General features: G+C 69.2%; 14 protein-coding genes. 7 read left to right on the top strand and 7 right to left on the bottom strand.

Features of this window, described 5'->3' with window-relative positions:
• Nucleotides 1–15: 15 nt before the first annotated feature.
• Nucleotides 16–2,556 (top strand): MMPL family transporter, encoded by a 2,541-nt coding sequence (locus AB0P11_RS01055; RefSeq protein ID WP_363518984.1) that lies wholly within the window; start codon nucleotides 16–18, stop codon nucleotides 2,554–2,556.
• 416 nt (nucleotides 2,557–2,972) lie between these two features.
• On the opposite strand, the gene AB0P11_RS01050 is transcribed toward AB0P11_RS01055, so the two are convergent.
• From AB0P11_RS01050 to AB0P11_RS01040, 3 genes are read right to left on the bottom strand one after another with little or no spacing between them, the layout of a single operon-like run.
• Entirely contained in the window at nucleotides 2,973–3,722 is a 750-nt protein-coding gene (locus AB0P11_RS01050; RefSeq protein ID WP_363518982.1) for a TetR/AcrR family transcriptional regulator, read from the bottom strand.
• The gene (locus AB0P11_RS01045; protein ID WP_363518979.1) at nucleotides 3,719–4,486 is read right to left on the bottom strand and encodes a tyrosine-protein phosphatase; all 768 of its coding nucleotides are present in this window, start codon (nucleotides 4,484–4,486) and stop codon (nucleotides 3,719–3,721) included. Before AB0P11_RS01045 ends, AB0P11_RS01050 begins: the two co-directional genes overlap by 4 nt.
• Nucleotides 4,483–4,758: an ABC transporter permease subunit gene (locus AB0P11_RS01040; RefSeq protein WP_363518976.1), complete on the bottom strand. Its 276-nt coding sequence runs from the start codon at nucleotides 4,756–4,758 to the stop codon at nucleotides 4,483–4,485. Before AB0P11_RS01040 ends, AB0P11_RS01045 begins: the two co-directional genes overlap by 4 nt.
• A gap of 74 nt (nucleotides 4,759–4,832) precedes the next feature.
• Here AB0P11_RS01040 and AB0P11_RS01035 point away from each other — a divergent pair, with 74 nt between their 5' ends.
• The 3 genes from AB0P11_RS01035 (at nucleotide 4,833) to AB0P11_RS01025 (ending at nucleotide 7,037) form a co-directional block, all read left to right on the top strand.
• Nucleotides 4,833–5,183, top strand: a complete 351-nt coding sequence (locus tag AB0P11_RS01035; RefSeq protein ID WP_053098380.1) for a TraR/DksA C4-type zinc finger protein — start codon at nucleotides 4,833–4,835, stop codon at nucleotides 5,181–5,183.
• Nucleotides 5,184–5,367: 184 nt separating this feature from the next.
• Nucleotides 5,368–6,195: a hypothetical protein gene (locus AB0P11_RS01030; RefSeq protein WP_363518973.1), complete on the top strand. Its 828-nt coding sequence runs from the start codon at nucleotides 5,368–5,370 to the stop codon at nucleotides 6,193–6,195.
• Nucleotides 6,192–7,037, top strand: coding sequence for an SMP-30/gluconolactonase/LRE family protein (locus AB0P11_RS01025; protein ID WP_363518970.1), 846 nt, complete (start codon nucleotides 6,192–6,194; stop codon nucleotides 7,035–7,037). Before AB0P11_RS01030 ends, AB0P11_RS01025 begins: the two co-directional genes overlap by 4 nt.
• A 102-nt stretch (nucleotides 7,038–7,139) precedes the next feature.
• Here the strand turns inward: AB0P11_RS01025 and AB0P11_RS01020 are convergent, their stop codons facing one another.
• Genes AB0P11_RS01020 through AB0P11_RS01010 form a run of 3 tightly spaced genes read right to left on the bottom strand, consistent with a single transcriptional unit; the run spans nucleotide 7,140 to nucleotide 9,962 of the window.
• Nucleotides 7,140–7,994: a fumarylacetoacetate hydrolase family protein gene (locus tag AB0P11_RS01020; RefSeq protein WP_363518968.1), complete on the bottom strand. Its 855-nt coding sequence runs from the start codon at nucleotides 7,992–7,994 to the stop codon at nucleotides 7,140–7,142.
• Nucleotides 7,995–8,026: 32 nt separating this feature from the next.
• Nucleotides 8,027–9,001: a C-terminal binding protein gene (locus AB0P11_RS01015; RefSeq protein WP_363518965.1), complete on the bottom strand. Its 975-nt coding sequence runs from the start codon at nucleotides 8,999–9,001 to the stop codon at nucleotides 8,027–8,029.
• Nucleotides 9,002–9,020: 19 nt separating this feature from the next.
• Nucleotides 9,021–9,962, bottom strand: a complete 942-nt coding sequence (locus tag AB0P11_RS01010) for a LysR family transcriptional regulator (protein WP_363518962.1) — start codon at nucleotides 9,960–9,962, stop codon at nucleotides 9,021–9,023.
• On the opposite strand from AB0P11_RS01010, the gene AB0P11_RS01005 reads away from it, so the two are divergent.
• The 3 genes from AB0P11_RS01005 to AB0P11_RS00995 are packed head-to-tail and all read left to right on the top strand — an operon-like array spanning nucleotide 9,942 to nucleotide 11,642.
• Complete coding sequence (locus AB0P11_RS01005) at nucleotides 9,942–10,505, top strand: amidohydrolase family protein (RefSeq protein WP_363518959.1); 564 nt, start codon at nucleotides 9,942–9,944, stop codon at nucleotides 10,503–10,505. The genes AB0P11_RS01010 and AB0P11_RS01005 overlap by 21 nt on opposite strands.
• Before the next feature lie 59 nt (nucleotides 10,506–10,564).
• Nucleotides 10,565–11,314 carry an SDR family NAD(P)-dependent oxidoreductase gene (locus AB0P11_RS01000; RefSeq protein ID WP_363518956.1) on the top strand — a complete coding sequence of 250 codons (750 nt, stop codon included), beginning with the start codon at nucleotides 10,565–10,567 and terminating at the stop codon, nucleotides 11,312–11,314.
• The gene (locus tag AB0P11_RS00995; RefSeq protein ID WP_363518953.1) at nucleotides 11,307–11,642 is read left to right on the top strand and encodes a nuclear transport factor 2 family protein; all 336 of its coding nucleotides are present in this window, start codon (nucleotides 11,307–11,309) and stop codon (nucleotides 11,640–11,642) included. The genes AB0P11_RS01000 and AB0P11_RS00995 overlap by 8 nt, the downstream gene beginning before the upstream one ends.
• A 5-nt stretch (nucleotides 11,643–11,647) precedes the next feature.
• On the opposite strand, the gene AB0P11_RS00990 is transcribed toward AB0P11_RS00995, so the two are convergent.
• Nucleotides 11,648–12,439, bottom strand: coding sequence for an SDR family oxidoreductase (locus AB0P11_RS00990; protein ID WP_363518950.1), 792 nt, complete (start codon nucleotides 12,437–12,439; stop codon nucleotides 11,648–11,650).

Raw genomic sequence — 12,439 nt, 5'->3', positions numbered from 1 at the left:
CTGAAGGAGATCGTTGTGGCTTCACTGCTGTTCCGCCTGGGTTCGTTCGCTGCACGCAAGGCGTGGACGGTGATCGTCTCGTGGGTCGTCATCCTCGGCCTGGGTGTCGGCGCGTTCCTCACGCTCGGCGGCACGCTGAGCAACAGCTTCGACATCCCCGGCACCGCCTCGGGCGCTGTGACCGACCAGCTCGCCGAGAAGCTGCCCGACACCGCCGGCGGCACGGGCACGGTGGTCTATCAGACGACCGACGGCTCGGCTTTCACGGAGCAGCAGAAGCAGGAGATCTCCGCGCTCGCGAAGAGCGCCGAAGACCTCGACGGCGTGGCGTCCGTGATCGACCCGTTCGACGCACAGCAGCAGCAGGCCGTGCAGGCGCAGGATCTCGCCGACGGCAAGGACCAGATCGAGGGCGGCCGGGCGCAGCTCGACGCCGGTCAGGCGCAGCTCGACGAGGGTCGCACGCAGCTCGAGGCCGGTCTCGACCAGCTGACCACGGCTCGGTCGCAGGCAGAAGCGGGCGGCGCTCCGGCCCAGCAGCTCGCAGCACTGGATGCGCAGATCGAAGCTCTGAACGCGCAGGCAGCCCAGCTCGATGCGCAGCACAAGACCATCGACGACTCGCGCGCCGAACTCGATGCGAACGCCGAGAAGGTCGACCTCGGTTCCACGCTCCTCGACCTCACGAACGGCATCGGCGTCGTCTCGGAGGATGGCTCGACGGCCATCGTCAACGTCTCGTTCGAAGACCCCCGTCTCGAACTCTCCGAAGAGGTCAAGCAGGGCACGATCGAGCACTTCGAGTCCTCGCCGATCGAGGGCGTCGAGGTCGACTTCGGCACCGACATCGCGCAGGGCGTGCCCGAGATCTTCGGCGTCGGCGAAGCGATCGGACTCGCATTCGCCGCAGTCGTGCTGATCGTCATGCTCGGCACACTCATCGGCGCAGCACTGCCGATCGTGACGGCCGTCGTCGGCGTGGGCGTCGGCGTGACCGCATCTCTCGCCTTCTCGGGCGTCGTCGACATGGCATCCGTCACCCCCGTGCTCGGCGTCATGCTCGGTCTCGCCGTCGGCATCGACTACTCGCTCTTCATCGTGAACCGGCACCGCAAGCAGCTGCTCAACGGTGTTCCGGTTCGCGAATCCATCGGCCTCGCCACCGGCACCTCGGGGACGGCCGTGGTGTTCGCCGGCACCACGGTGATCGTCGCGCTGCTGGCCCTCAACGTCACCGGCGTTCCGTTCCTCGGACTCATGGGCACGGTCGGCGCGGTCTGCGTCGGCGTCGCCGTGCTCGTCGCCATCACGCTCGCCCCCGCGATCCTCGGGCTCGTCGGAACACGACTGCTCAGCGGCAAGGCTCGCGCCACGATCGGCCAGCCGCACGCCGCGGGCAAGCCCGTGAAGCGGATGTCCACGCTCCGCGCGATCGTCACCGTGCTCGTCAGCGTGATCGCACTGCTGATCGTCGCGGTCCCGTCGATGTCGATGCGCCTCGGACTGCCCGACGGCGCGAGCGAACCGTCGGATTCGACCAGCTACCGCGCCTTCCACATCGTCGACGAGCAGTTCGGCGAAGGGGCGAACGGTCCGCTGCTCGTCACAGCCACCCTCGACGACGCGGTGAGCGACGACGACCTGCTCGCCACGCAGGTCGAGATCGCCCAGAAGATCGCCGACCAGGACGACGTCGTGGGTGTCGCGCCGATCGCGAACTCCGACGACAACACCCTGCTCGCGTTCCAGGTGCTCCCCGCCGAAGGCCCGAACAGCGCATCGACCGAGAAGCTCGTGCAGGACATCCGCGCCCTGCCGCAGCTCGACGGCGGCATCACCCTCGGCGTCGCCGGGCAGGCCGCGACCAACATCGACATCTCCGAGGCGCTGGCCGCCGTCCTGCCGCTCTACCTCGTGGTCGTGGTCGGGCTCTCGCTGCTCATCATGATCGTCGTGTTCCGCTCGCTGCTCGTGCCGATCATCGCCACCGGTGGCTTCGTGCTCTCGCTGTTCGCGACCTACGGCCTGATCGTCGCCGTGTTCCAGTGGGGCTGGGGCGCCGACCTCATCGGCCTGGACAGCCCGGGGCCCATCCTCAGCTTCCTGCCCGTGATCCTCGTCGGCATCCTGTTCGGGTTGGCGATGGACTACCAGCTCTTCCTCGCCTCGGGGATGCGCGAGGCGTACGTGCACGGAGCCTCGGCACGGGATGCCGTCGCCCAGGGCTTCCGGGCCGGACGTTCGGTCGTCGTCGCCGCGGCACTCATCATGGTGTCGGTCTTCGGCGGATTCATCTTCTCGGAGTCGACCATCATCCGCTCGATCGGCTTCGGCCTGGCGTTCGGTGTGCTGCTCGACGCCTTCGTCGTCCGGATGCTGCTCATGCCGGCGCTCATGCACCTGCTCGGCCGGTCGGCCTGGTGGCTGCCGCAGTGGCTCGATCGCATCCTTCCGAACGTCGACATGGAGGGTACTGCGCTCGAGCGCGAGCACCCGGGAGTCAGGACCGACACGGTGCAGGTCGTGGCGAGCTCGGAGACGCCTGAGGCGCGCTGACGTCGCGGCAGTGGCTGTCGCTCGGACTGCCGCTCGGCGTCCCTGCGAAGGAGATCTCGCACAACGAAGGAGCCCATCCGCGGAATGCTCCTTCCGTGCGTGAGATCTCCTTCCGTGCGTGAGATCCCTTCGGTATGTGAGATCCCTTCGGTATGTGAGATCTCCTTCGGTGCGTGAGATCCCTTCGGCGCGTGAGATCTCCTTCCGCTGACGTCGCGGCAGTGACTGCCGCTCGGCGTCCCTGCGAAGGAGATCTCGCACAACGAAGGAGCCCATCCGAGGAATGCTCCTTCGTTGCGTGAGATCTCCTTCGGTACGTGAGATCCCCTGAGGGCGATGCTCCCGCCATTCGTGACCCAGCCCGCCGTCTGCATCACCTCACCCGGATGCCCGGGTGGGTCCCCGGGACGCGTGAGTCAGGCCACCATCCCGCGCCAGATCGTCTCGACCGCAGCCCGCAGGCGAGCGGCCACTGCAGGGTCGTCCATCCGGTCGCCGCGCACGACGATCTGGTAGTACGCGGTGCCGGCTATCGCATCGAAGCACGCCTCGACGTCGAGGTCGGCCCGCAGCTCGCCGCGGGAGATTCCCGCGCGCAACGCGTTCAGGAGCGGCACTCGTCGCCGCGACACGTGCGACTGCCAGTACGCCTTCTGCAGTGCGCGATCCGCCATGACGAGTCGGATGCGCTGCCGGAATCGTTCCTCCGCATAGCCGGATGCCGCGACAGACAGCGCCACACCGGTGTCACCGAGACCGAACCCGTCGAACAGCGCCTCGCGCAGGTCGACATGGTCCGGGTATTCGGGCGGGATGGTGCGTCCGACGTCGAGCGCCGCCGCGATCAGCGTCGTGAGCGACGGCCACCGCCGATACAGGGCAGCGCGACTGACTCCGCTCCGCGCGACGACGCGGCTGACGGTGACGTCCTCGCCCGCATCGATGATCTCGAGCGTCGCGGCGACGATCTGCCCGTCCATGTCCTCATCGCGCGGGCGGCCGGGGCGGCGGCGGACCGCAGCCCCGGCATCCGACGCGCCCGCAGACTTCGAGCCCACAGACTTCGCGCCCGCAGACGTCGAGCCCGCAGTTGCGACGGCGACCGGAACGGCACCGACAGCGTCACCCGCGCTCGCGACGCGAGCCTCCAGCTCCACGGTCGTCACGCGGCGAGCGCCCGCTCACGGAGCCGCGCGACAGTCGCATCCGACAGTCCCGCCGCTCGCAGCGGAGCGAGTGCATCGCCGTGCTGCGCACGGAGGGTGTCGAGCAGGGTGCGCATCGACACCTCCATCGACCCCTCCAGCAGCGACGACGTCGCACCGGCGGCATCCGCGTCGAAGCCGAGCGCCTTCCACATCGCGCCCATCACGGGTGCGGTGCGCTGCATGATCGCGACCATGTTGCCGCCGGTGAGGGCGTAGTCGGCGACGATGTCATCATCGGCCGCGCCGAGGGCGAGCAGCAGCATCGCCGCCACGACTCCGGTGCGGTCGCGTCCGGCCGCGCAGTGGAACGCCGCGGTTCCCGGTGTGTGGGCGATCACGTTCAGCGCGGTGACGAGCTGGGGTGCGGCGACCTCGACCATGCGCAGGTACATCCGGCCCATGGCGTCGTGGCTGAGCTCGGGAGCGTCGCGGTTCATCGACTCCCCGACATCCGCGATCAGCGGCAGGTGGTGGTACGCGACCGGGTAGTCGGCGAGCGGACCCCGCCCCGTGACCGAGACCTCGAGCGGCGAGCGCAGGTCGATGATCGCGGTGAGCCCTGCGGCTACGAGCTGCGACGCGATCTCGGTCGTGACGTAGGCGAGGTCATCCGTGCGGATCGCGAGACCCTCCCGCAGTACTCCCCCCTCGATCGGGATGCCGCCGAGGTCGCGCAGGTTCACGGGGGCGCTGAGCACCAGGTCGATGTCGGCGATGGTCATGTGATTCTCCTTCGGATGAGGGCGCTGCCCTGGTCGATCGCCGTGACGAGCACGATGATGCAGATGATGATGGCGCTGAGGTGGCCGTAGTCGTACATGCGCATGGCGGTGGTCAGCTCGAGGCCGATGCCACCGGCGCCGACGAGGCCGAGGATGGTCGCGCCGCGCACGTTGCCCTCGAACAGCAGCAGCGTGTAGGACGTGAGCAGCGGTGCGCTCTGCGGCCGAATTCCGAGAACACGGGTATTCCAACTCGCGAAGGTGACAGGCAATTACGAGACCGCCGTACTCGAAACGGAACGCTGAGTGAACGGCTGGTGTCGGAGGTGCCGCCTAGAGTGTGCGGATGACGTCGGATGCCCGCTCACGCCTCGAGATGCTGCGCGCCGAGGCGACGGCGCGGGTCGCATCGACGGCGGCGACCCTCGCCGAGCTGATGCACGATCGCGAAGGCTCGAACGACGACGACGAGCACGACCCCGAGGGCGTCACGCTCTCGTCCGAGTGGTCACGGCTGACCGGGCTCGCCGACGCGGCGGCATCCGAACTCCAGCAGGTCGACGACGCGATCGCACGACTGGATGCCGGCACCTACGGCGTCTGCGCGCACTGCGGCAGGCCGATTCCCGAGGCGCGACTCGAGGTGCGCCCGTTCGCCACGCACTGCGTCGCCTGCGCGGAGAAGCTCGGCCTCTGATCGGCGCCCCGGGGGCTCCATAACTCCGGAGATCCTGTGCACCCCCGCGAGGGCCGCCCGTCTTCTCGGCGCTTGCGAACGAACGTGGTCGCCTGCCAGTCCGGATCTCCGGAGTTGTGGACCACACGCGCACGTAACCCCGGCCGCCCACGCCGCACAGCGCGAGAAGTAGGCTGAGGGCATCATGGACGAGTTCATCCAGGGCTTCTGGAACTTCGCGGGGCACTACTGGTGGCTCGTCTTCCCCATCATGGGCATGGCCGGCGGCGCCGCGAAGGCGTGGGAGCGCAACTCGAAGCGTCGCCACGAACGTCGCATCGAGACCCTGCGACTGAAGGCCGAGATCAAGACGGCTCAGCTCGAAGCTCGCACCGGAAGGGCGAGGCAGGCGGGACCGGCGTTCGTCGACACTCGTGCTTCCGTCGCACCGAACACCCTGCTCGAGCGGCTCTTCTCCGAGCACGACGAGATCACCGCGCGGTGGCTCGACTACGAGCTCGACGTCGCGAAGCTCATCGCCTTCCCCGCCATGAGCGACGGACGCCAGCCTCTGGTCGCGGCGTTCCTGCGGGCCAAGAGGACGGCGGATGCGCTGCGCCCGCTCTCCGCTGACGCAGCCGTGACGGAGCAGCAGGTGTCGGAGTACCTCGACGCCGTCGGCGCGTACGCCGTCGCATTCGAGATCGCCGAGAAGGATGCCCGGCGGCTGCGCGACTCGACCTTCACCGAACCTGAGCGCAAGCGCCTCGACCGCGCGCAGCAGCTGCTCAAGGTCGCCGTCGACGAGTCGGCCACCCAGGCCGAGCGCAACGTCGCCTACCGACGCGTGCGCGACGAGCTCGAGGGCCTGATCCTGCTGAGCGACGAGGCCGTGCAGGTGCTCGAGAAGCAGGTCGCGCGCGAGCTCCCCGCACATCCGTCAGTGGGCACCGTCACGGATGCCGCATCGCCGAGCACGCCCGAAACCCAGCCCGAGCGGATGCCGCTGCGCAGGACCGACGAGACGTCATGAGGCCCGAGAACGTCACGGGGCCGATCTGCGTGCACGCGGAGGCCCCTGTGTGGTCGCCGTCGTGGGGCGGAATCCGCTGGGTCGACGGCGACGCCGCCGATCTGGTGACCCTGCGCGACGACGGCATCCACCGCCTGCATCTCGCCGACGAGTACGCGGCCTTCGTGCGTCCGCGGGTCAACGGCGGCTTCGTCGCGATGGGTGCGCGCAGCCTGCATCTCGCCGACTCGGCCGACGGCCCGACCCACCTCGCCACGTCGTTCGACCTCGGATCGGCGCGTTTCAACGACGGCACGATCGATCCGCGCGGTCGTCTGCTCGCCGGGTCGATGGCGCTCGACGGCGCAGGCCAGGTCGGCCGCGTGCTGCAGATAGGTGCCGGCCTCACCGGCATCGAGGTGCTGTCGGGGGTCGAGTGCTCGAACGGCGTCGGCTTCGATCCCGACGAAGCGAGGGCCTATTACACCGACACACCGACCGGCCGCGTCGACGTGTTCGACGTGGCCGACGGCGAGCTGAGCGACAGGCGCCCGTTCGTCACGATCGCCGACGACCAGGGCATGCCGGACGGCCTGTGCGTGGCAGCGGACGGATCGGTCTGGGTCGCGCTCTGGGGCGGAGGAGCCGTGCACGGGTACGCACCGGACGGCACACTGATCGCGCGCATCGAACTGCCGGCACCGCAGGTGAGCGCCTGCACGTTCGGCGGCGACGACCTCGACACCCTGTTCATCACCACCTCGGCGCAGGGCCTCGGCGATCGCCACGGCACCGAGGCCGGATCATTGTTCGCAGTGACCCTCGGCATCCAGGGCCAACCGGTCGTGCCCTTCGCCGGGTGAGACGGAGCCGCGTCTGCGAGGCGGACCCGGCGACTTCCGCCCGCGACACGGTTGCACTCAGCCATGAACCGTGCCGCGGGCGCAAGCCGCCAGGCCTCGTGCTCACCCCAGAGCGACCCTCTCGACCTGCTGGGTCTGAACTCCGAGGCCCTCGATCTCGATGCGCATCTCGTCGCCCTCGACGAGATACGGGAAACGACCCGAGAGCGCCACACCCTGCGGTGTGCCCGTGTTCACGACGTCGCCCGGCTCGAGCACCATGTACTGACTGAGATCGCGGATCAGCTCGTGCACCGAGAAGATCATGTCGGCCGTCGACGAGTCCTGCCTGGGCGATCCGTTGACGAACGACCGCAGCCGCAGGCTCTGCGGCTCGACCTCGTCGGCGGGGACGAGCGCCGGACCCAGCGGGTTGAACGTCTCGGCGCACTTGCCCTTCGACCACTGCCCGCCGGACACCTCGATCTGCAGCTCGCGCTCAGACACGTCGTTCGACACCGTATAGCCGGCGATCACGTCGCGTGCAGCCTCGGCACACGGAAGATACCGCGCGCGGCGACCGATCACGACGGCGAGCTCCACCTCCCAGTCCACCCTGTCGGCGCCCGGAGGCATCAGCACCACGTCGTCGGGCCCGACGACCGTGTTCGGATGCTTGAAGAAGACGACGGGGTGCTCGGGCGGCAGCGATCCCGACTCCGCGGCATGGGCGGCGTAGTTCATGCCGATGCAGATCACGGCACCCGGACGGGCGACCGGGGGACCCACGCGCAGCCCGTCGGCATCGGCGACGGGAAGTTCACCCGTCGCGACCGCGGCGCGCACGCGACGGATGCCGTCTGCAGCGAGGAAGGCACCGTCGATGTCGGCCGTTACGGCGGTGAGGTCGTAGGTGATGCCCGCGTGGCGCACGAAGGGGCGCTCTTCACCGGCGGAGCCGAGACGAAGGAGTTCCATGGGTGTCTTTCGATGAGGGGTCGACGCTCGGCTCACCGTGCGTCGGCGTAAGCGGGGTTCACGACGGGGACGGAATCGCCGGCGAGGAAGCGGATGATGTTCTCGGCGGCGTGCACCGGAAGATCGAGCAGCGCCTCGGGGGAGAACCACGCGGCGTGCGGGGTGAGCAGCACGCTCTCGAGGTCGCGCAGCGGAGAGTCGGCGCCGAGCGGCTCTCCGTCGAACACATCGAGCGCGGCAGCGCCGAGGTGCCCCGCCCGCAGCGACGCGGCCAGCGCGGCCTCATCGATCAACGGACCCCGGCAGGTGTTCACGACGACTGCTCCCGGCCTCATCATCGACAGTGCGGCAGCGTCGATCAGGTGGCGCGTCGCGTCGGTCAAAGGCACATGCAGGGTCAGGATGTCGGCCTGCGCCACCGCGTCGGGTATCTCGACGGGTTCGCAGCCGGCCCCGCGGATCGCGTCAGGGGCGGCGAAGGGATCGGCGACGAGCACGCGGAACCCGATCGCTCTGCACGCCTGAGCGACGATCGAGCCGATGCGTCCGAAACCGAGAACCGAGACGGTCGTGCGCGAGGGCCGCACGGCCATCGGGCGGGCGTCGACCGCCCTCCAGGTGCCGGCCCGCACCGCACGGTCATAGGCGGGAAGGCCCCTGGCCTGGGTCATGATCATCGCGACGGTGTGGGCCGCCACCTCTTCGATGCAGTAGCTCGGCGTGTTCGCCACGGCGATTCCGCGCGCGGTCGCCGCGGCGACGTCGACCATGTCGTAGCCGATGCCGACGCGGCTGATGATGCGCAGCCGCGGCATGCGGTCCATGATCTCGCCCGTGATGGGCGCCCACTGCACGACGAGCCCTTCGGCCTGCGCTCCTGCGACGGCGAGATCGTTTGGGGCTGGCGATGTGGCGCGCACGCAGCGGAGTCCGGCGTCGCGAAGGGTGTCTTCGATGACGGTTCCCGGGAGGTCGCAGTCGCTGACCAGGATGAACGGCTCTGTCATGCACCAAATGCTATAGCATCTAGCGCTCGCTACCGGCCGGGTCGTACAACCCGCGCACATGATCGCCCGCGAACTCGGCGAGCTCCTGCACCACCCGGCGGATGTCCTCACGGGCGTAGTGCGTGCGCTCCCAGCTCGCGTAGAGGGCGCATTGCATCGGTTCACCCCGGTGATGGAGCGGCCGGGAGAGGAGCCCGAAGCGTGGCGGCTCGACCACGACGCACGGACCGTGACCGGCCGATGACCGCGCCTGGATGATCGGGGCATCCGCACCGAACCCCGCCATCTCGATCGACCACGCCTCGCTCTCGGCCGCTCGCTGGATCTGCGTCCAGGCGGCCGATCCCGCACCGGAGGTGAGGAAGGGCGCCGCGAGCATCTCCTCCAGCTCCGGGCGATCCCGTGCCGCCAGCGGATGCGACGCCGGCATCTGACAGAGCAGGGGCAGCGTCAGGACGCGCACGCTGCTCAGCCGCGAATCCGGCATGCTCGTGGTCACGGCGAGGTCGGCGCCGCTGCGAAGCCGGTCGTAGGTCTCGGGCGGCGTCGCGACGACGACATCCGAGATCGGACCACCCCGTGCGATGAACGGAGCGAGCACGAGCACGCTCGTCATCTCGGGCGCTGCGGCGACGAACGATCGCTGTTCCTGCACGATGCCGGTCATCACCTCTCTCGCACGCCTCCCGCGTCGCACGAGGTCCCGTGCCATGGGTTCGAGGCGGTCACCCGCATAGGTCTTGACCATCCCGTGCGGCATGCGTCGGAAGAGAGACGCCCCCACCTGTCGCTCGAGCAGGGCGATCTGCCGAGACACCGTCGGCTGCGTCCTGATCAGGCGTTCTGCGGCCAGGCTCACCGACCCACAGTCGATGACCGCGACGAACGCTTCCAGCTCTCGCTCTCCGTACATACGTAAAGCGACCGAGCCATCGCGCATGTGCTCGATGCGATCGAGCACGCCCAGAGCATCGCACCGCGGCCCGGTGTGCGGCATCGCATCGAGCACTTCGCCCTCGCGAGCGACGCCGACATCGCCAGGGCTGCGGCGCTCGGCGTCATCCCCGTGCCGCAGGGTGTGTTCGTCTCGGACTTCGGCGACGGTATGGCGGCGGCGGTAGACGTGGACCGCCGGGACGACATCTATCGCGTGAAGTCGCTGGCGGATGCCGGGATCGTGCTCAACGGCTCGACGGATTCCCCCATCTCCGACGCGAATCCCCTCGTCTCGCTGCGCGACATGGTGCTGCGCCGCACGTCGAGCGGACAGGTGCTCGGAGCCCGCGAGCGCGTGAGCATCGACGAGGCCGTGCGCGCCTACACCCACGGCTCGGCATATGCCGTCGGGCAGGAGCAGCACAAGGGCACGCTGAAGGTCGGCATGCTCGCCGACTTCATCGCCCTGAGCGACGACCTCTTCGAGATCGCCCCCGAGCGGATCACCGATCAGCAGGTCACGACGACGGTCGTCGGCGGCGAGGTCGTCTTCGGCGGAGCACCCTGATCGGTCACCCGGCGAGCGCGGATCGAGACGAGCTGATGATTTTGCTATAGCGTTTAGACATGACCTCCCGTCGCGCACTCATCACCGGCGCCAGCTCCGGCATCGGTACCGCCGCCGCTCTCGAACTCGCTCGAGCCGGCCTGTCGCTCTGGCTGACCTACACGGGCCGCCAGGCCGAGGCCGCCCAGGTCGCCGACGAGTGCCGCGCGGCCGGGTCGCCCGACGTGCGGGTCTCTCGACTCGACCTCCGCGACCCCGAGTCCATCGATGCCCTGGCCGCTGAGATCACCGCCGCCTGGGGCGACCTGCACGTGCTCGTCAACAACGGCGGCGTCTGCCCGTACACGCCCTACCCCGACATCGATGTCGACGAGTGGGACTTCGTCCTCGAGACCAACGCCCGCGGCACCTTCCTGCTCACACGCGCCGCGCTGCCGCTGCTCCGCGCCGCAGTCGGCGACCGCTCGGTCGTGAACATCGCGTCGATCGCCGGTCAGGTCGGCGCACTGCAGACCGGCATCCATTACGCCGCCAGCAAGGGAGCCCTGCTCGCGATCACGCGCAGCTTCGCCCGCCACCTCGCCGCGGAAGGCATCCGAGTGAACGCCGTGACCCCGGGGCCGGTGGCGAGCGCGATCACCGACCAGTTGCAGGGCGACGGGCGACAGATGCTCGAAGCGTCGATCCCGCTCGGATCGTTCGGGCAGCCGGGCGACGTCGCCTGGATCATCTCGTCACTGGCCTCGGAGCGCGCCCGATTCATCACCGGTGCCACCTACGACGTCAACGGTGGTGTGCGCATTGACTGATCGCACCGCCCACGACACCGTCCAGGCACAGCTCGACGCATTCAACGCGCACGACCTCGACGCCTTCGTCGCGGCCTACGCCGCCGATGCCGTGATCACAGGAGTCGCCGCAGAGCCGATCGTCGGGGCCTCGGCGATCCGTGCGTTCTACGAGCCGCGCCTGCAGAACCCCGAGCTGTCGTGCACCATCGAGACGAGCGTGCTCTTCGGCGCCCGCTGGGTCGTGGCGCAGGAGCAGGTCATCAACGGCGGCGTCGCGACCGAGACCATCGCGACGTTCGACGTCGTCGACGGCCTGATCGTCCGCGCCTCGATGCTCAAGGCCTGACCGGATCAGCGTTCGAAGCGCGCACGCAGAGCCGGATCGACCGTGATGTGCCCGAAGGATGCCGTCCATGCGCCGTCGACCGCGATCGACTGACCAGACAGGTACGGCGCCTCCTCCGACAGCAGGAACGCCGTGACGGCGGCGACCTCGTCGGCGCGGGCGATGCGACCCATCGGGGGCCCTCCTGCGAGCGCCCGCTCGGCCGCGACCGGATCGACGGACGCGGCAATCTGAGCCTCGAGGTGCGGTGTGCGCACTCCCCCCGGGGCGACTGTGTTGGCGCGGATGCCGAGCCCGCCGTACGTGACGGCGACGCTGCGGGTCAGCGCGTCGATGCCGCCCTTGGTGAATTCGTACGCCGCGTGGTCGATGAAGCCGGCGCGACCGTGAATGGATCCGATGTTCACGATCGCTCCGGCGACGCCCTGATCGACGAAGGCAGACACCGCGACCGAGCACCCCCAGATGTATCCGAAGCCGTTGATGCCGACCAGCTCGCGCACCGCGTGCTCGTCGAGCTCGTGCAGCGGAGTGCGCCTGGTGACGCCCGCATTGTTCACCCACCCGGCGAGCGGCGCCAGCGAACCGGCGACCTCGGCCGCCCTCTTGTGCACCGCGCGATCGGCGGCATCGCCGAGCACGACCTCCGCCACGATGCCGTCGTCGACGGTGCCCGAACCTGCAGACCTCTCGAGCCCGACGACGATCCAGCCGTCGGCGGTGAGGCGCTCGGCGACCGCCCGTCCGATGCCCTTGCCGCTGCCGGTGACGACGGCGCTGCGTGCGATGCGCGTCAT

Origin of the sequence: Microbacterium sp. NPDC079176 (genome assembly GCF_040686675.1) — a bacterium.
Classification (GTDB): Bacteria; Actinomycetota; Actinomycetes; order Actinomycetales; family Microbacteriaceae; genus Microbacterium.
This window is presented reverse-complemented; position numbering and strand designations above follow the sequence as displayed.

Excerpts from the sequence above, each read along its gene's own strand:
- AB0P11_RS01015 (WP_363518965.1), bottom strand. The coding sequence starts at position 9,001 with ATGACAGAGCCGTTCATCCTGGTCAGCGACTGCGACCTCCCGGGAACC.
- AB0P11_RS00990 (WP_363518950.1), bottom strand. The coding sequence starts at position 12,439 with ATGACGCGCATCGCACGCAGCGCCGTCGTCACCGGCAGCGGCAAGGGC.
- AB0P11_RS01045 (WP_363518979.1), bottom strand. The coding sequence starts at position 4,486 with ATGACCATCGCCGACATCGACCTGGTGCTCAGCGCCCCCGTGAACCTG.
- AB0P11_RS01025 (WP_363518970.1), top strand. The coding sequence starts at position 6,192 with ATGAGGCCCGAGAACGTCACGGGGCCGATCTGCGTGCACGCGGAGGCC.
- AB0P11_RS01030 (WP_363518973.1), top strand. The coding sequence starts at position 5,368 with ATGGACGAGTTCATCCAGGGCTTCTGGAACTTCGCGGGGCACTACTGG.
- AB0P11_RS01020 (WP_363518968.1), bottom strand. The coding sequence starts at position 7,994 with ATGGAACTCCTTCGTCTCGGCTCCGCCGGTGAAGAGCGCCCCTTCGTG.
- AB0P11_RS01000 (WP_363518956.1), top strand. The coding sequence starts at position 10,565 with ATGACCTCCCGTCGCGCACTCATCACCGGCGCCAGCTCCGGCATCGGT.
- AB0P11_RS01035 (WP_053098380.1), top strand. The coding sequence starts at position 4,833 with ATGACGTCGGATGCCCGCTCACGCCTCGAGATGCTGCGCGCCGAGGCG.